Annotated in this window: 16 protein-coding genes; 12 read left to right on the forward strand and 4 right to left on the reverse strand. The window is 73.0% G+C overall.

Annotated elements, in window-relative coordinates:
- Positions 1-1,442, forward strand: a 1,442-nt coding sequence (locus AB0G79_RS29485; RefSeq protein ID WP_360811760.1) for a DUF6777 domain-containing protein, incomplete at its 5' end; no start/stop codon positions are given.
- 19 nt (positions 1,443-1,461) lie between these two features.
- Here AB0G79_RS29485 and AB0G79_RS29490 read toward each other — a convergent pair.
- Complete coding sequence (locus tag AB0G79_RS29490) at positions 1,462-1,593, reverse strand: hypothetical protein (protein WP_360811762.1); 132 nt, start codon at positions 1,591-1,593, stop codon at positions 1,462-1,464.
- A 99-nt stretch (positions 1,594-1,692) separates the two neighbouring features.
- Here AB0G79_RS29490 and AB0G79_RS29495 point away from each other — a divergent pair, with 99 nt between their 5' ends.
- Together AB0G79_RS29495 and AB0G79_RS29500 are read left to right on the forward strand one after the other, a co-directional pair.
- Positions 1,693-3,165, forward strand: coding sequence for a PLP-dependent aminotransferase family protein (locus tag AB0G79_RS29495; RefSeq protein WP_360811764.1), 1,473 nt, complete (start codon positions 1,693-1,695; stop codon positions 3,163-3,165).
- A gap of 91 nt (positions 3,166-3,256) precedes the next feature.
- A complete protein-coding gene (locus tag AB0G79_RS29500) occupies positions 3,257-3,760 on the forward strand; it encodes an FBP domain-containing protein (RefSeq protein ID WP_360811766.1) in 504 nt (167 codons plus the stop codon).
- A 31-nt stretch (positions 3,761-3,791) separates the two neighbouring features.
- Here the strand turns inward: AB0G79_RS29500 and AB0G79_RS29505 are convergent, their stop codons facing one another.
- Entirely contained in the window at positions 3,792-4,973 is a 1,182-nt protein-coding gene (locus tag AB0G79_RS29505) for an acyl-CoA dehydrogenase family protein (RefSeq protein WP_360811768.1), read from the reverse strand.
- A 226-nt stretch (positions 4,974-5,199) separates the two neighbouring features.
- On the opposite strand from AB0G79_RS29505, the gene AB0G79_RS29510 reads away from it, so the two are divergent.
- From AB0G79_RS29510 to AB0G79_RS29525, 4 genes are all read left to right on the forward strand, one after another.
- On the forward strand, positions 5,200-6,399 hold the full coding sequence (locus tag AB0G79_RS29510) for a CoA transferase (RefSeq protein ID WP_360811770.1): 1,200 nt from the start codon (positions 5,200-5,202) through the stop codon (positions 6,397-6,399).
- Between the two features lie 73 nt (positions 6,400-6,472).
- Positions 6,473-7,144: a GntR family transcriptional regulator gene (locus AB0G79_RS29515; RefSeq protein WP_360811772.1), complete on the forward strand. Its 672-nt coding sequence runs from the start codon at positions 6,473-6,475 to the stop codon at positions 7,142-7,144.
- Between the two features lie 75 nt (positions 7,145-7,219).
- Positions 7,220-7,813 carry a TetR/AcrR family transcriptional regulator gene (locus tag AB0G79_RS29520; protein WP_360811774.1) on the forward strand — a complete coding sequence of 198 codons (594 nt, stop codon included), beginning with the start codon at positions 7,220-7,222 and terminating at the stop codon, positions 7,811-7,813.
- Positions 7,814-7,947: 134 nt separating this feature from the next.
- Positions 7,948-10,020, forward strand: a complete 2,073-nt coding sequence (locus AB0G79_RS29525; RefSeq protein ID WP_360811776.1) for a discoidin domain-containing protein — start codon at positions 7,948-7,950, stop codon at positions 10,018-10,020.
- A gap of 63 nt (positions 10,021-10,083) precedes the next feature.
- Here the strand turns inward: AB0G79_RS29525 and AB0G79_RS29530 are convergent, their stop codons facing one another.
- Positions 10,084-11,373: a YncE family protein gene (locus AB0G79_RS29530; protein WP_360811778.1), complete on the reverse strand. Its 1,290-nt coding sequence runs from the start codon at positions 11,371-11,373 to the stop codon at positions 10,084-10,086.
- A gap of 138 nt (positions 11,374-11,511) precedes the next feature.
- On the opposite strand from AB0G79_RS29530, the gene AB0G79_RS29535 reads away from it, so the two are divergent.
- On the forward strand, positions 11,512-12,120 hold the full coding sequence (locus tag AB0G79_RS29535; RefSeq protein ID WP_360811780.1) for a CBS domain-containing protein: 609 nt from the start codon (positions 11,512-11,514) through the stop codon (positions 12,118-12,120).
- Positions 12,121-12,206: 86 nt separating this feature from the next.
- Here the strand turns inward: AB0G79_RS29535 and AB0G79_RS29540 are convergent, their stop codons facing one another.
- On the reverse strand, positions 12,207-12,506 hold the full coding sequence (locus AB0G79_RS29540) for a DUF1876 domain-containing protein (protein ID WP_360811782.1): 300 nt from the start codon (positions 12,504-12,506) through the stop codon (positions 12,207-12,209).
- 188 nt (positions 12,507-12,694) lie between these two features.
- On the opposite strand from AB0G79_RS29540, the gene argG reads away from it, so the two are divergent.
- The 4 genes from argG to AB0G79_RS29560 all read left to right on the forward strand — a co-directional run bounded on the left by argG (position 12,695) and on the right by AB0G79_RS29560 (position 17,771).
- Positions 12,695-14,140, forward strand: a complete 1,446-nt coding sequence (gene argG / locus AB0G79_RS29545) for an argininosuccinate synthase (RefSeq protein WP_360811784.1) — start codon at positions 12,695-12,697, stop codon at positions 14,138-14,140.
- A gap of 182 nt (positions 14,141-14,322) precedes the next feature.
- On the forward strand, positions 14,323-14,910 hold the full coding sequence (locus tag AB0G79_RS29550) for a dihydrofolate reductase family protein (RefSeq protein WP_360811786.1): 588 nt from the start codon (positions 14,323-14,325) through the stop codon (positions 14,908-14,910).
- Entirely contained in the window at positions 14,907-15,542 is a 636-nt protein-coding gene (locus AB0G79_RS29555) for a TetR/AcrR family transcriptional regulator (RefSeq protein WP_360811788.1), read from the forward strand. The genes AB0G79_RS29550 and AB0G79_RS29555 overlap by 4 nt, the downstream gene beginning before the upstream one ends.
- 264 nt (positions 15,543-15,806) lie before the next feature.
- A complete protein-coding gene (locus tag AB0G79_RS29560) occupies positions 15,807-17,771 on the forward strand; it encodes an alkyl sulfatase dimerization domain-containing protein (protein WP_360811790.1) in 1,965 nt (654 codons plus the stop codon).
- Positions 17,772-17,782: the final 11 nt, after the last annotated feature.

Consider the following 17,782-nt stretch of genomic DNA (forward strand, 5'->3'; position numbering starts at 1 on the left):
GGCCGCCCTCGGGCGGCGGAGGGGGCGGCGGGGGCGGCTCGGGCGGAGGCGGCGGGGGCTCCCCGGGAGGCCCGGGCGGCGGCTCGCCCGGCGGCCCCGCCGGTGACGGCTCCGGCGGCGGGTCCCCGAAGGGCGGCGGCCCCTGGTGGCGCTCCGTACCGAAGGTCGCCTCGGCCACCGCCGTCCTCGTCGCGGGCGTGGCCCTGGCCGTGGTCCTGACCAACCAGCCCGGCGACAAGGGCGACACCTCGGGCTCCGGCGGCGGCGAGGTCTTCCTGCAGAACGCCTCGGCCTCGGGCCCCGACCCGTTCACCCAGTCCACGGCCCGCACCGACGGAGGTTCCGCCTCCCCGGCCTCGCTGCCGCCGCGCTCCTCGTCCGCCGAGGCCGGCACCCCGAAGGTCTCGGGAGCGGCGCCGGGGCTCTACGGCGGCACACAGAACGTCGCGAGCTGCAACGTCGAGCAGCAGGTGCGGTTCCTCGCCGCCGAACCCGCGCGCAACGCGGCCTTCGCCTCGGTGCTGAGCATCAAGCCCGACCAGGTCCCGGGCTACCTGCGCTCCTTGACGCCCCTCCAGCTCCGGGTGGACACCCGGGTGACGAACCACGGCTTCAAGGACGGCGCCGCTACGACGTACCAGGCGGTGCTGCAGAGCGGGACCGCCGTCCTCGTCGACGAGCGGGGCATGCCCCGGGTGCGCTGCGCGTGCGGCAACCCGCTGACCGAGGCGGTCGCCCAGAAGGCGCCCCGGACCTCGGGCACGCCGTGGCAGGGGTACGACTCGAGCCAACTCGTGGTCGTGGCGCCGTCGGTGACGGTCGTGAACGTCTTCGTCGTGTACGACCCCCAGGACGACGACTGGTTCGCCCGGAAGCACGGCGACCACGGGCGGCACGACAAGCCGACCCCTCCGCCGCCTCCCCCGCCGACCCGTTCGACGTCGCCGTCCGTCTCGCCGTCGACGTCGCTGTCCCCCTCGCCGTCGGAGTCGACCCTGTCGCCGATCCCGTGCGTGACGGTGACCGGTACGGAGACGCCGGAGGCCCGGAACGGCATCACGCCGTCGCCGTGCCCGTCGACGCTCTCGCCGACGCCGTCCACGTCGACGCCGTCCACGGACTCGTCCTCCCCGTCCACGGACTCGTCCTCGCCGAGCTCGCCGTCCGACTCGACGAGCCCGTCCGACGAGTCGCCGTCGACGGACTCGTCGGAGCCCTCGCCGCAGTCGCTGGCCCCGGAGTCCGGCCCCGCGACGGACGGCTCGTCCTCGGCCGCCGGTACGGAGTCGCAGCCCGCGCCCCGCTCGGCGTCGCCGCTGTCCCCGTCCCCGCTGTCGCCGACGCTGACGCTGTCGACCTCGCCCACCCCGACGGGGACGGCGACGACCTCGTCCTCGGCACCGGCACCCGGCCCCGGCCCCGGCGGCGCCGCTGTCGCCTGACGGGCCCGAGGAGACGCCCCTAGCGCGCGTCGCGTCCGCGCGGCGCGCGCAGGGCTCGGAGCCAGGCCCCGATCGACCGGGGGCCGAAGGTGCGCTCCTCGGCGCGCCGCTGCCACATCCGCTCGTCGCGGTCGGTGAACTGTCCTGACACCGCTCGTCTCCCCTCGTGATGGTGCGGCCTTGCGGGCCACCGAGAGGAACTCTGTACTCTGATTGGCCCGGACAGCAGAGCCAATGAGGAGTGATTGGCATGGCAGTGGCACGCGTGGTCCACACAGCGGACCGGACCCTGACGGGCCGGCAGCTCGCGTCGCTCCTCACCCGTCCCGCCGAGGGCCGCTTCGGCTACCGGGACCTCGCGCGGGCCGTCCGGGAGGCGCTGCTCGACGGCCGTGTGGCGCTGCGCCTGCGGCTGCCGGCCGAGCGTGAACTCGCGACGGTCCTCGGGGTGAGCCGCACGACGGTGACGGGGGCGTACGACCTGCTGCGGGAGAGCGGGTACGCGCACAGCCGCCGGGGCGCGGGGACCTGGACCGCGCTGCCGGACGGGCAGGTGCCGACCGCGCTCGGCGGCGCCCTGCAGGACGACGCCGGGGCGACGATCGACCTGGCCCTCGCCGCGCCGCACGCTCCGGCGGAGGAGCTCGCCACCGCGCTGGCGGCGGCCGCCGCCGAGCTGCCGCGGTACGCGGGGACACAGGGTTACCACCCGTTCGGACTGCCCGTCCTGCGGGCTGCCATCGCCGACCGGTACACGGCCAGGGGTCTGCCGACCCTGCCCGAGCAGATCCTCGTCACGACGGGCGCGCAGCAGGCGCTCTCGCTGGTCCTCACGCTGCTCGGCCGGTCCGGCGACCGGGTGCTCGCGGAGAACCCCTCGTACACGAACGCCCTCGACGCGATGCGCGGGCGGATGCTGCGCATCACGCCGGTGCCGGTGACAGAGACAGGCTGGGACTCCGGGCTCGTGGACGCGGCGCTGCGGCAGACGGCGCCGCGCCTGGCCTATCTGATCCCGGACTTCCACAACCCGACGGGGCACGTGATGCCGCCGGAACAGCGGCGGGAGCTGGCGCGGTCCGCGCGGGCCACCGGCACGTGGGTGGTGGCGGACGAGACGCTGACGGACATGTCGCTTGACGTGCCGCCGCCGGTGCCGTTCGCGGCGGCGGCGGGCGGGGGCGACGGGGAGCAGATCGTGTCCGTCGGCTCGCTGAGCAAGAGCTGCTGGGGCGGGCTGCGGGTGGGCTGGGTGCGGGCGGCCTCACGGGTGGTGACCGAGCTGGCGCGGGTGCGGATCACGGCCGACCTGTCGGGTTCGGTCCTCGACCAGCTGGTGGCGGTCTCGCTGATCGGTGCGCTGGACGGGATCCTGCCGCGGCGGCGCGAGGAGCTGCGCGGCCGGCGGGAGGCGCTGGCGGCGGCGCTCGCCCGGCACGTGCCGGAGTGGCGGTGGGTGACGCCGCCGGGCGGGATGTGCCTCTGGATCGACCTGGGCCGCCCGGTCGCCTCGACCGTGGCGACGCGTGCGCTGCGGCACGGGGTACGGGTGGAGGGCGGCGCCCGGTTCGGGGTGGATCCGGGGACGCACGAGCACCGGCTGCGGATCCCGTTCACGCTGCCGGAGGAGGTCTACGAGCCCGCCGCCGAGCGGCTGGCGGCGGCCCTGGAGGGGGTGCCGGGCCGGTTCGCGGATCCGGCGCTGCCGGACTGGGTGGCCTGAGGGGCGGGAACGCCCCACGGAGCCGTCGGGTCGCCCGTCCCCCGGAGTTATTGGGATGCCCGTCCCGAAAAGTGCCTGTACGGTCCACGGGGTGAAACCGCTGACCGACAAAGAGATCCGCTCGTCCTTCGTGAACTGCACCAAGGGCGAGGCGGCGCGCATGAAGCTGCCGCTCGACTTCGCCGAACTCCCGTGGGAGGACCTGGACTTCCTGGGCTGGGTGGACCCGGGGGCGCCGCTGCGCGCGCATCTGGTGCTGCCCCGCGAGGACGGTCCGGTCGGTGTGAGCCTGCGGGTGCCGGCCACCGGCCGGACGAGCGCGGTGAAGTCGAGCATGTGCCAGGTCTGCATGACCGGGCACGCGTCCTCGGGCGTCACGCTCCTCGTCGCGCCGCTCGCCGGGGCCAGGGGCCGCGAGGGGAACGCGGTCGGGATCTACTTCTGCGCCGACCTCGCCTGCTCGCTTTACGTGCGGGGCAGGCGGCAGCCGAAGCTGCGCGGGCGGCGCCACGAGGAGTCGCTCACGCTCGACGAGCAGGTCGCCCGGCTCACGGGCAACCTGGACGCCTTCGTGAACCGGGTGACGGCGGGCTGAGCCGCCGCCACCGGTCCGGTGGCCCGCACGGTCAGCGGAAGGCCTGCTCGCCGGTGAGCGCCTTGCCGATGACGAGGGAGTGGACCTCGCTCGTGCCCTCGTACGTGAGGACCGACTCCAGGTTGTTGGCGTGGCGCAGCACCGGGTACTCCAGGGTGATGCCGTTGGCTCCGAGGATCGTGCGGCACTCGCGGGCGATGGCGATGGCCTCGCGGACATTGTTCAGCTTGCCGACGCTGATCTGGTCGGCGGTGATGCGGCCCTCGTCCTTGAGGCGGCCGAGGTGGAGGGCGAGCAGCATGCCCTTGCCGAGCTCGACGGACATGTCGGCGAGCTTCTGCTGCGTGAGCTGGTAGGACGCGAGGGAGCGGTCGAAGACGACGCGGTCCCTGGCGTAGGAGATGGCGGTCTCCAGGCAGTCGCGGGCGGCGCCGAGGGCGCCGAAGACGATGCCGAAGCGGGCCTCGTTGAGGCAGCCGAGCGGGCCGGAGAGTCCGCGGGCCTCCGGCAGCATGGCGTCGGCGGGGAGCCGGACGTCCTCGAACACGAGCTCGCTGGTGACGCTGGCGCGCAGCGAGAGCTTCATCTTGATCTCGGGGGCGCTGAAGCCGGGGGTGCCGGCGGGGACGAGGAAGCCCCGGACGCCGTCCTCGGTGCGGGCCCAGACGACGGCGACGTCGGCGACGGAGCCGTTGGTGATCCACATCTTGGTGCCGTTGAGCACCCAGTCCGAGCCGTCGCGCTTCGCATTGGTGCGCATCGAGCCGGGGTCCGAGCCCGCGTCGGGCTCGGTGAGGCCGAAGCAGCCGATGTACTCGCCCGCGGCCATCTTCGGCAGCCAGCGCTGCTTCTGCTCCTCGGAGCCGTACTTCCAGATCGCGTACATGGCGAGGGAGCCCTGCACGGAGACGAGGGAGCGCAGGCCCGAGTCGACGGCCTCCAGCTCCAGGCAGGCGAGGCCGTAAGCGACGGAGTTGGTGCCCGCGCAGCCGTAGCCCTCCAGGTGCATGCCGAGGACGCCGATCCCGCCGAGCGTGCGGGCGAGCTCGCGGGCGGGGATCTCGCCCTTCTCGAACCAGCCGGCGACGTGCGGGCGCAGCTCGCGGTCGGCGACGGCGCGCACGGTCCGGCGGATCTCGCGCTCCTCGTCGGTGAGCAGCCCGTCGATCGCGAGCAGATCGAAGGGGTGGACGGGGGTGGACGGCGACTTCACGGACGGCCTCCTGGCGACGGGCTGGCAACACCGAGTGGGCAACGCGGCGAGCGGCAGCCTAGCGGGAGATCGGATATTGGATCCAGTATTGAAAATCCCCCGGCCGCCCCCTACGGTCCCGATTGGATCCAATATTCGGATCCCATGTTCGGATCCAATTTTCTGGATCCGATCCCCCTGGATCCCATCACCTGGATCCGATCTGCGGAGAGCGAGGAACCGACGCATGCGCGCAGACCAGCCGGAGACCCCCGAGGCGCCCGCCCCCGAGGCGCCCGCCCCCGGGGCGCTGTCGGGGATCGTCGTCGCCGACTTCGGCCGGGTCCTCGCGGGCCCGTACATGACGATGCTCCTCGCCGACCTGGGCGCGGACGTGATCAAGATCGAGCGGCCCGGCTCCGGCGACGACACGCGCGCGTGGGGCCCGCCGTTCGCGGGCGGCGAGGCCACGTACTTCCTCGGGGTGAACCGCAACAAGCGCTCCGTCACGCTCGACCTCACCGATCCGGACGACCTGGCGACGGCCCGCGCGATCGTCGGCCGCGCGGACGTGCTCGTGGAGAACTTCCGTCCCGGGACGATGGAGAAGCTGGGGCTCGGGTACGAGGACGTCCGCGCCGGCAACCCCGGGCTCGTGTACTGCTCCGTGACCGGCTTCGGCACCGCGGAGGGCGCCCGTCTGCCCGGGTACGACCTGCTCGTGCAGGCGATGGGCGGCCTCATGAGCGTGACCGGCGAACCGGAGGGCCCCGGGACGAAGGCCGGGGTCGCCCTCGTCGACGTCATCACCGGCCTCCACGCGGGCATGGGCGTCCTCGCCGCCCTGCGCCACCGCGAGCGCACCGGCGAGGGCCAGCGGGTCGAGGTCTCGCTGCTGACCTCGCTCCTCTCCGCCCTCACCAACCAGGCCGCCGCCCACCTCGGCGCCGGGGTCGTGCCGCGCGCGATGGGCAACCGGCACCCGAGCATCGCCCCGTACGAGGTCGTCGAGGCCCGGGACCGACCGCTCGCCCTCGCGGTCGGCACCGACCGGCAGTTCCGCACGCTGTGCGAGCGGCTCGACCTGCCCGCCCTCGCCGAGGACGTCCGCTTCGCGACCAACACCGCCCGGGTCGCCCACCGCGAGGAGCTCCTCGCGGCCCTCGCGGGACCACTGGGGACCCGTACCGCCGACGAGTGGTTCGAGGAGCTGACCGCCGTCGGCGTGCCCTGCGGGCCCATCAACGACCTGGCCGACGCCTTCGGCCTCGCCGACCGGCTCGGGCTCGCCGCGCGCGTGCCCGAGTCCGCCGCCGGACCCGGCCAGGTCGCCAACCCGATCGGCCTCACCGCCACCCCCGCGGCCTACCGGAGCGCTCCGCCGCGCCTGGGCGAGCACACGGACGCGCTGCTCGCCGCGCTGGGGCGGCCCGCGCGCACGCCCTGATCCGTAGGAAGATGGGGGCGTCGGCGACGGGAACCGCCGACGCGCGACGCGAGGGAACGGAAGGTCACAGGCGATGAGCAGCGCGGTGCAGAAGCGGCGGCCGCAGACCGCCCAGCAGTTCGTCCTGGAGGAACTGCGGCGCGCCATCACCAGCGGGGAGCTCAGGCCGGGCGACCAGATCCGCCAGGAGACGCTCGCGGCCCGCCTCGACGTGAGCCGGGTGCCGCTGCGGGAGGCCCTGAAGTCCCTGGAGGCCGAGGGCCTCGTCGTGCACCGCATACACCGCGGGTACTTCGTCGCCGAGCTGTCGCTGGCGGACCTGGAGGAGATCTACCGGATCCGCGAGCTCCTGGAGACCGAGGCGGTCCGGACGGCCGTGCGGCGCATGCCGGACGGCACGGTCGACGCGCTCGAGGCGATCCAGCGGGAGGTGGAGCGGGCGGCGGCGGACGGTGACGTGACCGCGATGGCGGCGGCGAACCGGCGGTTCCACTTCACCCTCGTCGAGGCCTCGGGGATGCCGCGCCTCATCCGGCTCATCGCGACGCTGTGGGACTCCACCGACGCCTACCGCTCGCTGTACTACACCGAACTCGCCCACCGCGAGCAGGCCGTGCACGAGCACCGCGCGGTGCTGTCGGCGCTGCTTCACGGCGACGAGGACGCCGTCGTGCGCTGGCTGGACGAGCACCGCGCCCACGCCGTGGCGGCCCTGCGCGAGGTCCTGGACCTGGACCGGGGCTGACGCCCGCGCGGGGTCCCGCCGTTCCACGTCGCGCGCCGGACGTCTTACCCTGACGCCTCGACGCGAGGAGGAACCATGGCGCGGATGCCGTCGACCGAACGACGTGCACAGCTGGTCGAGGCGGCGATCAGGGCGATGACCAGGGACGGGGTCGCGCGGACGACCACCCGGTCGATCTGCGCCGAGGCGGGGGTGTCGCTGAGCGTCTTCCACTACTGCTTCGACTCCAAGCAGGCGCTGCTCGAAGCCGCGATCCAGGCGATCAACGCCACCTACGTGGCCCGGGTCAAGTCGGCGGTGGAGCCGAAGGCGACCCTGCGCGAGACGGTGCGGGCCGGCCTGCGGACGTACTGGGAGCACGTCACGGCGCATCCCGGGGAGCACATGCTGACGTACGACCTCACCCAGTACGCCCTGCGCGAGCCGGGGTTCGAGCATCTGGCACGCGCGCAGTACGAGCAGTACATCGCCTCGGCCGCCGTCCTCGTCGACCGGGTGCGCGAGACGCACGGTGCGGGGAACCGGCTCCCGGCGGACGTGGTCGGCCGCTACCTGGCCGCGGCGATCGACGGGCTCACCCTCCAGTACCTCGCGCTCGGGGACGAGCAAGGGGCCCTCCACAACCTCGACATGACGGCGGATCAGCTCGTCGCCATGCTGGAGGAGTGACGAGCTCCCGGCCACCTTACCCATGAGTCACTTTCCCAACAGGTCATTTGACCCGGACTCTTGACTCACTGGCTCCGCACCGGGATTCTCGGGTCGCCCGGCACACCCCCCAACGACCGGAGGCCTCAGCCGACATGACCCCACCCTCATCGCGGAGTGCGCGCAGAAGAGCCTCTCTTCTCGCCCTCCTCCTCGCACTCGCCGCCGTGCTCTTCGGCTCCGGCCCGGTCCCGGCGGTCGCCGCCGGATCGGCGACCGGCGCCTGGTGGGAGCCGGTCTCCCGGCCCGCCCAGGACTCCGGCATCAACGTCACCGGCACCCCGTTCAGCGGCACCGACGCCAAGGGGAACGTGCGCGGCTTCGTCGACGCGCACAACCACCTCATGTCCAACGAGGGCTTCGGCGGCCGGCTCATCTGCGGCAAGACCTTCTCCCCGGCCGGCATCGCCGACGCGCTGAAGGACTGCCCCGAGCACTACCCCGACGGCTCCCTCGCCCTGTTCGAGAACGTCACCGGCGGCGCGGACGGCAAGCACGACCCGAACGGCTGGCCGACGTTCAAGGACTGGCCCGCGCACAACTCGCTGACCCACCAGCAGAACTACTACGCCTGGGTCGAGCGCGCCTGGCGCGGCGGTCAGCGCGTCCTCGTCAACGACCTGGTGACGAACGGCCTCCTCTGCTCGATCCAGCCGCGCGACCGCGGCTGTGACGAGATGGAGGCGATCCGCCTGGAGGCCCGCAAGTCCTACGAGCTCCAGGACTACATCGACGGCATGTTCGGCGGCCCCGGCAAGGGCTGGTTCCGGATCGTCACCAGCGCCGACCAGGCCCGCCAGGTCGTCGAGCAGGGCAAGCTCGCGGTCGTCCTCGGCGTGGAGACCTCCGAGCCCTTCGGCTGCAAGCAGATCCTCGACGTCGCCCAGTGCTCCCAGGCGGACATCGACCGCGGCCTCGACGAGCTGTACGGGCTCGGCGTCCGCAGCATGTTCCTGTGCCACAAGTTCGACAACGCCCTGTGCGGCGTGCGCTTCGACTCCGGCATGATCGGCACGGCCGTCAACATCGGCCAGTTCCTGTCCACCGGCACGTTCTGGCAGACGGAGCAGTGCGCGGGCCCGCAGCACGACAACCCGATCGGCAACGCGGCGGCACCCGTCGCGGCCTCGAAGCTGCCGGCCGGGGTGAGCGTGCCCTCGTACGCCGACGGGGCCCAGTGCAACAAGCGCGGCCTCACCAGGCTCGGCGAGTACGCCCTGAAGGGCATGATCGACCGGGGGATGATGCTGGAGCTCGACCACATGAGCGTCAAGGCCGCGGGCCGGGCACTCGACATCCTGGAGTCGCAGGAGTACCCGGGCGTCCTGTCCACGCACAGCTGGATGGACATGGACTGGACCGAGCGGCTGTACCGTCTGGGCGGTTTCGCCGCCTCGTACATGCACGGCGCGCAGGGCTTCATCGGCGAGGCGGCCCAGAAGGCCGACCTGCGGAAGAAGTACGGCGTCGGCTACGGCTACGGCACGGACATGAACGGGGTCGGCGGCTGGCCCGGCCCGGTCGGCGCCGACGCGCCGAACGCCGTGAAGTACCCCTTCCGCAGCGCCGACGGCGGCTCGGTCATCGACCGCCAGGTCACCGGCGAGCGGACCTGGGACCTCAACACCGACGGCGCCGCCCACAACGGCATGGTCCCGGACTGGATCGAGCAGATCCGGCTCAGCGGCGGCCAGAGCGTCGTGGACGAGCTCGCCGGTGGCGCGGAGTCGTACCTGCGGACGTGGCGGGCGACCGAGAAGCACGAGCCGGGCGTGAACCTGGCGGCGGGCAGGCCCGCTTCGTCGAGCTCCTCCGAGTGGCACCCGTGGATCAGCTACGCGGCCGGCCGCGCGGTCGACGGCGACACGGACAGCCGCTGGGCGAGCGACTGGTCGGACGACCAGTGGATGCAGGTGGACCTGGGTGCGGTGCACCCGGTCGGCCGGGTGACCCTGGACTGGGAGCGGGCGTACGCGCGCGCGTACCGGATCGAGGTGTCGGAGAACGGCTCGGACTGGAAGCAGGTCTGGTCGACGGACGCCGGTGACGGCGGCTACGACACGGCGACGTTCGCCTCGACGCCCGCCCGGTACGTACGGATGCACGCGGTGGGCCGTGCGACCCAGTGGGGTTACTCGGTCTACGAGATGTCCGTGCACCGGGCCTGAGGCGCCCGGCCACCGCGCCCGACGCGCCCGGAGTCCGGACGCGTCGGACGCGGCGCTTCCGTCTCAACTCCCGGAGGGTCCGGCCCAGTCGGCGGGCACCCGGGCGAGCCGGACGCGCTGGGGGTGGTCACCGACGTCGACGGTGGCCACCTTCCGGCCGGTCGCGAAGTCGATCGCGGTCACCCGGTCGGCGCCGCTCTCGGAGATCACGCAGGACGCGCCGTCACCGCTGACGGTCGCCCAGTACGGCTTCGAGGCCTCGACGAGCGGCCCCTCCTCGAGGGTCTTCCGGTCGACGACGGTGGCGTAGTCGTCCATCGTCCCGGCGACGCACAGCTTCGCGCCGTCCGGGCTGACGGACAGGCCGTGGTGACGGGAGTCGTTGACCCAGGCCGTGCGGTCCGGGTCGGTGGCCGGGTTGCCCGGGAGGTACTTGGCCCGGGTGATCCGGTCGGCCTCGATGTCGTACTCCAGGAAGCCGCTGAGGAAGGAGACCTGGAAGTACAGGGTCTTCTCGTCCGGGGTCAGGACCAGCGGCCGTACGGCGTCGGAGAGGTCGTCGCGGCCGAAGGCGTCCAGGCGGTCGCGCATGTCGATCACGCGGACGGTCTCGAAGGTGGCGGCGTCGACGACGGTGATGCGGCGGTCGCCCTTGGTCCAGTCGAGCCAGGGCGCGTCGAGGGCGGTGGTCACCTCCCCGATCGACATGTTCCACAGACGGCCGTCGGAGGTGAAGACGTTCTCGTGCGGCTTGTCGCCGGTCGCGAAGGAGCCGACCTGGCGGCCGGTGGCGATGTCCAGGACGTGGACCCTGTTCGCCGTGGAGGCGGAGACGGCGACCCGGGTGCCGTCGGGCGAGACGGCCATGTGGTCGGCCCGGTAACCGGCCACGGGGAAGCGCCAGTTGATCCGTCCGGTGCGCAGGTCGAGGGAGACGACGTCGGCGAAGCTGGGGCGGGAGACGACCATGGCCGTCCCGTCGGGGGTCGCGTACATGTCGTCGACGAACTGGTCGTGCCCCTCGCCCGGCCCGCTGCGGACACCGAGGAAGAAGGCGAGCTTGACGGGGTTCAGGTAGATCTCGCGCAGTCGTTCCGCCTTGTCGGGGACGACGTTCACGCGTCCGACGCGGCGGAAGTCGCCGCGGGCCTCGATGACGTCGGCCGTTCCGTCCCAGTTGTTGCCGACGAACATGACCTCCCGCAGGCCGGCGGGGGCCGCCGCGCCGGTGGCGCCCGTGTCCACCGCGCCGGTGGCGGCCGTGCCCGTGGCTCCGGTCGTCGCGAGCAGGGCGAGGGCCAGGGCGAGGGCGCCGCCGAACCGGCGGCGACGGGGAACGCGAGGGGACTCCATGGGGACCTTCTTCCTTGGCGGGACCAGGACTTACCCGAAGTAACCATGGGCATGACAAGTAAGGCAACCCGTCGTACCGACACCGCGCGCCCGATGCGGGATCATGGAGCCAGGAACACCGAAGGGACGGAACGGACGATGAGGCACCGCAGTGTCGCCGACCTGATGACGCCGACCGCGGTCGCCGTGCAGCGCGGGACCTCGTTCAAGGAGATCGCGCGGCTCCTCGACGAGTACGGCATCACGGCCGTCCCGGTCGTCGACGAGGACAACCGCCCCGTGGGCATCGTCTCCGAGGCGGACCTGCTGCGGCGGCACAGCACGAAGGACGGCCCGAGCACGGCCGAGGCGATGATGTCCGCCCCCGTCAGGACCGCCCGCCCCTCCTGGACGGCCGTCGAGGCGGCCCGCCTCATGGAGCGGCACCGGGTGAAGCGGCTGCCCGTGGTCGACGCGGACGGGCGGCTGATCGGCGTCCTGAGCCGCAGCGACCTGCTCCAGCTGTTCCTGCGGCGCGACCGCTCGATCCAGGAGGAGATCCGCGAGGACGTCGTGGTCCGCATCCTGCGCCTCTCCCCGTCCGCCGTCCACATCGAGGTCGACGAGGGCGTGGTGACGCTCAGCGGCACGCTGGAGCGGCCGGAACTGGGGCCGATCCTGGTCCGGCTCTGCGAGACGGTCGACGGCGTGGTCGAGGTCGCCGACCGGATCGCGTACGAGGCCGAGGGCGGGCAGCTTTCCGTCTAGGGGGCAGCCCCCTGGGCGCGAACCACCTCGGGGACCGCCCAGGAGACCACCCGGAAGACGGCCCGGGGGACCGCCCAGGAGACCGCCTAGGAGACCGCCTCCGGCCAGCCGTATCCGGGACCTGTCCGCCTGGGCACCGTGTCCGCGCCGGCGGCCTCCATCTCGCGGTCGGCCTCCCGCATGAGCTTGCCCGCCAGGTCCTTCATGGCCCGGCCGGCGGCGAGCTCGTCACCGATGGCCGGGACGTCCCTGTCCGAGGGGTTGCAGCGGGCGGTGCCGTGACCGGTGTAGGTCGTCGCGCCGGTCTTCAGCCGCGCCTCGGCCTCCGTCCTGCCGCCGTCCTCCACGAGCTCCACGCCGACCGTCCACTCCTGCTTCCGTGTCATGGCGCGCCTCCTCAGCTGTCGCGCTACTTCCAGCATCCGCCCGCCCAGGCCGCGACGCACGACCTCGCGGGGCTGCCGCCGCCGGCCACGCCCGGTCCCGCGAGGTGTCGCGGGGTCTCGCGGGGCTCCCGCCGGGCCGCCCCCAGACCCACGTTGCATGACCATGCAGGATGATGCATACTCTTCCTATGTCTAAGGTCCTCACCTCCCTTCCCGCCGGCGAGCGCGTCGGCATCGCCTTCTCGGGCGGCCTCGACACCTCCGTCGCGGTCGCGTGGATGCGTGACAAGGGCGCCGTCCCCTGCACCTACACCGCCGACATCGGCCAGTACGACGAGCCCGACATCGCCTCGGTCCCGGGCCGCGCCAAGACCTACGGTGCCGAGATCGCCCGCCTGGTCGACTGCCGCGCCGCGCTGGTCGAGGAAGGCCTCGCCGCGCTGACCTGCGGCGCGTTCCACATCCGCTCCGGCGGTCGCGCCTACTTCAACACCACGCCGCTGGGCCGCGCGGTCACCGGCACGCTGCTCGTCCGGGCGATGCTCGAGGACGACGTGCAGATCTGGGGCGACGGCTCGACGTTCAAGGGCAACGACATCGAGCGGTTCTACCGTTACGGGCTGCTCGCCAACCCGCACCTCCGGATCTACAAGCCGTGGCTCGACGCCGACTTCGTGACGGAGCTCGGCGGCCGCAAGGAGATGTCGGAGTGGCTCCTCGCCCACGACCTCCCCTACCGGGACAGCGCGGAGAAGGCGTACTCCACCGACGCCAACATCTGGGGCGCCACGCACGAGGCGAAGACCCTGGAGCACCTGAACACCGGCGTCGAGACCGTCGAGCCGATCATGGGCGTCCGCTTCTGGGACCCCTCGGTCGAGATCGCCACCGAGGACGTCACGATCGGCTTCGACCAGGGCCGGCCGGTGACGATCAACGGCAAGGAGTTCTCCTCCGCCGTCGACCTCGTCATGGAGGCCAACGCCATCGGCGGCCGCCACGGCATGGGCATGTCGGACCAGATCGAGAACCGGATCATCGAGGCGAAGAGCCGCGGCATCTACGAGGCACCCGGCATGGCCCTCCTGCACGCGGCCTACGAGCGTCTCGTGAACGCGATCCACAACGAGGACACCCTCGCCCAGTACCACAACGAGGGCCGGCGTCTCGGCCGCCTCATGTACGAGGGCCGGTGGCTCGACCCGCAGGCGCTCATGGTCCGCGAGTCCCTCCAGCGGTGGGTCGGCGCGGCCGTCACCGGCGAGGTGACCCTGCGGCTGCGGCGCGGCGAGGACTACTCGATCCTCGACACGACGGGCCCGGCGTTCAGCTACCACCCCGACAAGCTCTCCATGGAGCGGACCGAGGACTCGGCGTTCGGCCCGGTGGACCGGATCGGCCAGCTCACCATGCGGAACCTGGACATCGCCGACTCGCGCGCCAAGCTGGAGCAGTACGCGACCATCGGCCTGATCGGCTCGTCGAGCCCGGCCATCGGCGCCGCCCAGGCCGCCGCGACCGGCCTGATCGGCGCCATGCCGGAGGGCGGCGCCGAGGCGATCGCCTCGCGCGGCGAGGACTCCGGCGACGACGAGGCGCTGGACCGCGCCGCGATGGAGTTCGGCACGGACTGACCCGTACCCCCTGACCGGGAAGCCCGCCCCGCGCGCACCGCGCCGGGCGGGCTTCCCGCGTTCCCGCAGGTCCTCGCGGCCCGGGCGGGGCGGGGCGGGGCGTTTCCGCGAGCCGCCCGCGCCCCGCCCCCCTCCGGCCGTACGGTCGTGGGGACGGGACAGCTCACCGAGGAGGACGTCCGATGCGCAAGGTCACGTACGCGATGGGTGTCTCGCTGGACGGCTACATCGTGGGGCCGGACGGCGGGTTCGACTGGACGGACCCCGACGACGAGGTGTTCCGCTTCTGGATCGACGAGATCCGCGGGGTCGACGTCCACCTCCTCGGCCGGCGGCTGTACGAGACGATGCTGTACTGGGAGACGGCCGCCGAGGACCCGACGCTCGACGAGGCGAACCGTGAGTGGATCGGGCTCTGGAACCCGCTCCCGAAGGTGGTGTTCTCCCGCACGCTGACGGAGGTTCAGGGGGCGGCGGTCCTCGCCTCCGGCAGCCCGGCGGAGGAGATCGCGCGCCTGCGGGCCGAGCCGGGTGGGGGCGAGATCGCGATCGGCGGCGCGACGCTCGCCGCCGAGGTGGCGGCGGCGGGGCTGATCGACGAGTACCGGACCGTGGTCCATCCGGTGCTCGTGGGCGGAGGCATCCCGTACTTCCCCCGCGAGGAGCGCCGGGTGGACCTCGAACTCGTGGAGACCCGCACCTTCCCCAACGGGGTCGTCTACCTCCGGCACCGGGTGGCGGGCAGCCCTTCTGGGACCATGGGCGGGTGAGCGACACAGAGGCGAGGACGACCCCGGACAGCGGCGGGCCGGCCGCGCGCAAGCGCCGTCGGCGGGATCCGGAGTCGACGTACGCGGCGCTGCTCGACGCCCTGCTCCAGCTGGTCTCGGAGAGCGGCCGCGAGCCCACCCGGAAGGCCATCGCGGACCGGGCGGGAGTCTCCGAGCGGACGGTGTTCGTGCACTTCGCCGACCGCGAGGCGCTGTACGTGGCGGCCGCCCGCCGCCAGGCGGAGCGCTGGCGCGCGCACGCGGAGCGCGTACCTCCGGAGGAGGCGACCGACCGCAAGGTGGGGGCGCTGGTGGCGCAGCGCGCGCGGATGTACGAGCTGATGACGCCGATCCGGCGGATCGGGCTCGGGCTGGAGCCGGACTCCTCCGGTCTGCGCGGGGTGATGGAGGAGGGCGACGCCTGGTTCCGTTCGGACGTGGCGGCGGTCTTCGCCCCGGAGCTGGCGCGGGTGCCGGACGCCGAGGAGCCCGGCGGGGTGCTCGACGCGGTGGAGGCCGCCGCGTCCTGGGCCGTCTGGGACCACCTGCGGTCGCGCCGGGGCCTCGACGAGGGGGCGTCCCGGGCGGCGATGTCCCGCACGCTGCGGGCACTGCTTCCCGCGGCGCCCTGACGGCGCCCCGAGCACTCCTCGAGCGCACCCCCGCACACGCCCTGCGCACGCCCCGAGGCGCACCCCGCACACGCCCCGCACACGCACCCGCACCCGCACCCGCACCCGCACCCGCCCATGACCTCATCACGCCCTGTCACCGCCCTGGCCCCCCGACCGGATCGCGCCAGGGGCGCCGTCCAGTTCGCGCCGCCGAACCCTTGACTCGTATTGCAGTCCGACTGCAATAGTGGGCGTCCTCACCGAGAAGGGCGTGACACTGCCATGACTCCCATGAACCGGCGCGGCTTCGTCGCGGCCGCGACCGCGATGGGCGCGGCGGCCGCCGCCGTCTCCCTGAACCCGCAGACCGCCCGGGCGCTCGCCGAGAGCGGGCGGCCGCCCCGGGGGACGCGGACCCCGACGCGTACCGACGGCCTCCCGTACGAGGACGAGACCGACTTCGCCGACGCGGACCGCGGGTTCGTCGCCGCCTTCACCGGCGGCCCGATCGTCAACGCGGCCGGCAGGACGGTCTGGGACCCGTCGGCGTACGCCTTCGTCGGCGAGGCGGAAGAGGCGGAACGGCCCCCGGACACGGTCGACCCGAGCCTCTGGCGCCAGGCCCGGCTCCTCTCCCGTCAGGGCCTGTACCGCGTCACGGACCGGATCTATCAGGTCAGGGGCCTGGACCTGTCGAACATGACGATCGTCGAGGGCGACACCGGCATCATCGTCATCGACCCGCTCATCTCGGCGGAGACCGCCGCCGCGGCCCTGCGCCTGTACCGCGAGCACCGCGGCGACCGCGCCGTGCGGGCCATGATCTACACCCACCCGCACGTCGACCACTTCGGCGGCTGCCGCGGCGTCCTGCCGGACGGCGCCGGGGACGTCCCGGTCCTCGCCCCCGAGGGCTTCATGGAACACGCGGTCAGCGAGAACGTGTACGTCGGTACGGCGATGGCCCGCCGCGCCGCCTACATGTACGGCTCCACCCTCCCGAAGAGCGCGAAGGCGCAGGTCGGCTGCGGCCTCGGCCTCACGGTCTCGCTCGGTACGGTCGGCCTCATCGCGCCGACCCGGCTCATCGGCACGACGGGCGAGGAGGTCGTCCTCGACGGTGTCCGCGTCCGGTTCCAGATGACGCCGGGGACCGAGTGCCAGGAGGAGATGAACTTCCTCTTCCCCGACCTGCGCGCGGTCTGCATGGCGGAGAACGCCACCCACACCATGCACAACATCCTCACGCTGCGCGGCGCCCAGGTCCGCGACGCGCACGCCTGGGCCGGCTACCTCACCGAGTCGATCGGCCTGTACGAGGGCGTCGCGGACGTCGCGTTCGCCTCGCACCACTGGCCGACCTGGGGCAACGAGGCCATCGTCGGCCTGCTCACGCACCAGCGCGACCTGTACGGGTACCTGCACGACCAGACGGTCCGGCTGATCAACCGGGGCATGACCGGCATCGAGATCGCGGAAACGTTCCAGCTGCCGCCGCAGCTCGAAGGCGTCTGGGCCAACCGCGGCTACTACGGCTCACTGAGCCACAACGTGAAGGCGGTCTACCAGCGGTACATGGGCTGGTTCGACGGCAACCCGGCCCACCTCTGGGAGCACCCGCCCGTCGAACAGGCCCGGTTCTACGTCGAGTCCATGGGCGGCCAGGCCGCCGTCCGCGCCCGCGCGCGGCACTACGCCGACCGCGGCGAACTCCGCTTCGCCGTCACCCTCCTCAACCACGCCGTCTTCAACGACCCGGACGACGCGCGCGCGAAGCGCCTGCTCGCGGGGGTCTACACCCGCCTGGGCCAGGCCGTGGAGAACGCGGTCTGGCGGAACTTCTACCTGACCGGAGCCCAGGAACTCCTCCGGGGCATCACCCCGCACGCCACCGCCGCCCTCGGCCCCGACATGTACCTGGCCCTGACCGTCGGCCAGATCATCGACAGCATGGCCGTCCGCGTCGACGGCCCGAAGGCCTGGTCGCTCCGCATCGCCATCGACTGGCGCATCGGCCCCGACCACTGGCACCTCCGCCTGGCCAACGGCCTCCTCACCTGGACGAAGGACACCACCCCCGCGCCGGACGCGGGGCTGACGATGACGATGACGAAGCCCCAGCTCATCGCCCTCCTGGCGGGCAAGGGCGCGACGGGCGTCACGATGACCGGCGACCGCACCCTCCTCCCCCGGCTCCTGGCGGTCCTGGAGGCCCCGGCCGCGGAGTTCCCGATCGTGACCCCGTGAGCCCCCGCGCG

The organism is Streptomyces sp. NPDC020807, assembly GCF_040641575.1.
In the GTDB taxonomy this organism is placed as follows: Bacteria; Actinomycetota; Actinomycetes; order Streptomycetales; family Streptomycetaceae; genus Streptomyces.

Bases quoted from the DNA above. Each gene is read 5' to 3' on its own strand.
- AB0G79_RS29560 (WP_360811790.1), top strand. From the start codon at position 15,807: ATGACTCCCATGAACCGGCGCGGCTTCGTCGCGGCCGCGACCGCGATG.
- AB0G79_RS29535 (WP_360811780.1), top strand. From the start codon at position 11,512: ATGAGGCACCGCAGTGTCGCCGACCTGATGACGCCGACCGCGGTCGCC.
- AB0G79_RS29495 (WP_360811764.1), top strand. From the start codon at position 1,693: ATGGCAGTGGCACGCGTGGTCCACACAGCGGACCGGACCCTGACGGGC.
- AB0G79_RS29540 (WP_360811782.1), bottom strand. From the start codon at position 12,506: ATGACACGGAAGCAGGAGTGGACGGTCGGCGTGGAGCTCGTGGAGGAC.
- AB0G79_RS29525 (WP_360811776.1), top strand. From the start codon at position 7,948: ATGACCCCACCCTCATCGCGGAGTGCGCGCAGAAGAGCCTCTCTTCTC.
- AB0G79_RS29530 (WP_360811778.1), bottom strand. From the start codon at position 11,373: ATGGAGTCCCCTCGCGTTCCCCGTCGCCGCCGGTTCGGCGGCGCCCTC.
- AB0G79_RS29550 (WP_360811786.1), top strand. From the start codon at position 14,323: ATGCGCAAGGTCACGTACGCGATGGGTGTCTCGCTGGACGGCTACATC.
- AB0G79_RS29520 (WP_360811774.1), top strand. From the start codon at position 7,220: ATGGCGCGGATGCCGTCGACCGAACGACGTGCACAGCTGGTCGAGGCG.
- AB0G79_RS29515 (WP_360811772.1), top strand. From the start codon at position 6,473: ATGAGCAGCGCGGTGCAGAAGCGGCGGCCGCAGACCGCCCAGCAGTTC.
- AB0G79_RS29510 (WP_360811770.1), top strand. From the start codon at position 5,200: ATGCGCGCAGACCAGCCGGAGACCCCCGAGGCGCCCGCCCCCGAGGCG.
- argG (WP_360811784.1), top strand. From the start codon at position 12,695: ATGTCTAAGGTCCTCACCTCCCTTCCCGCCGGCGAGCGCGTCGGCATC.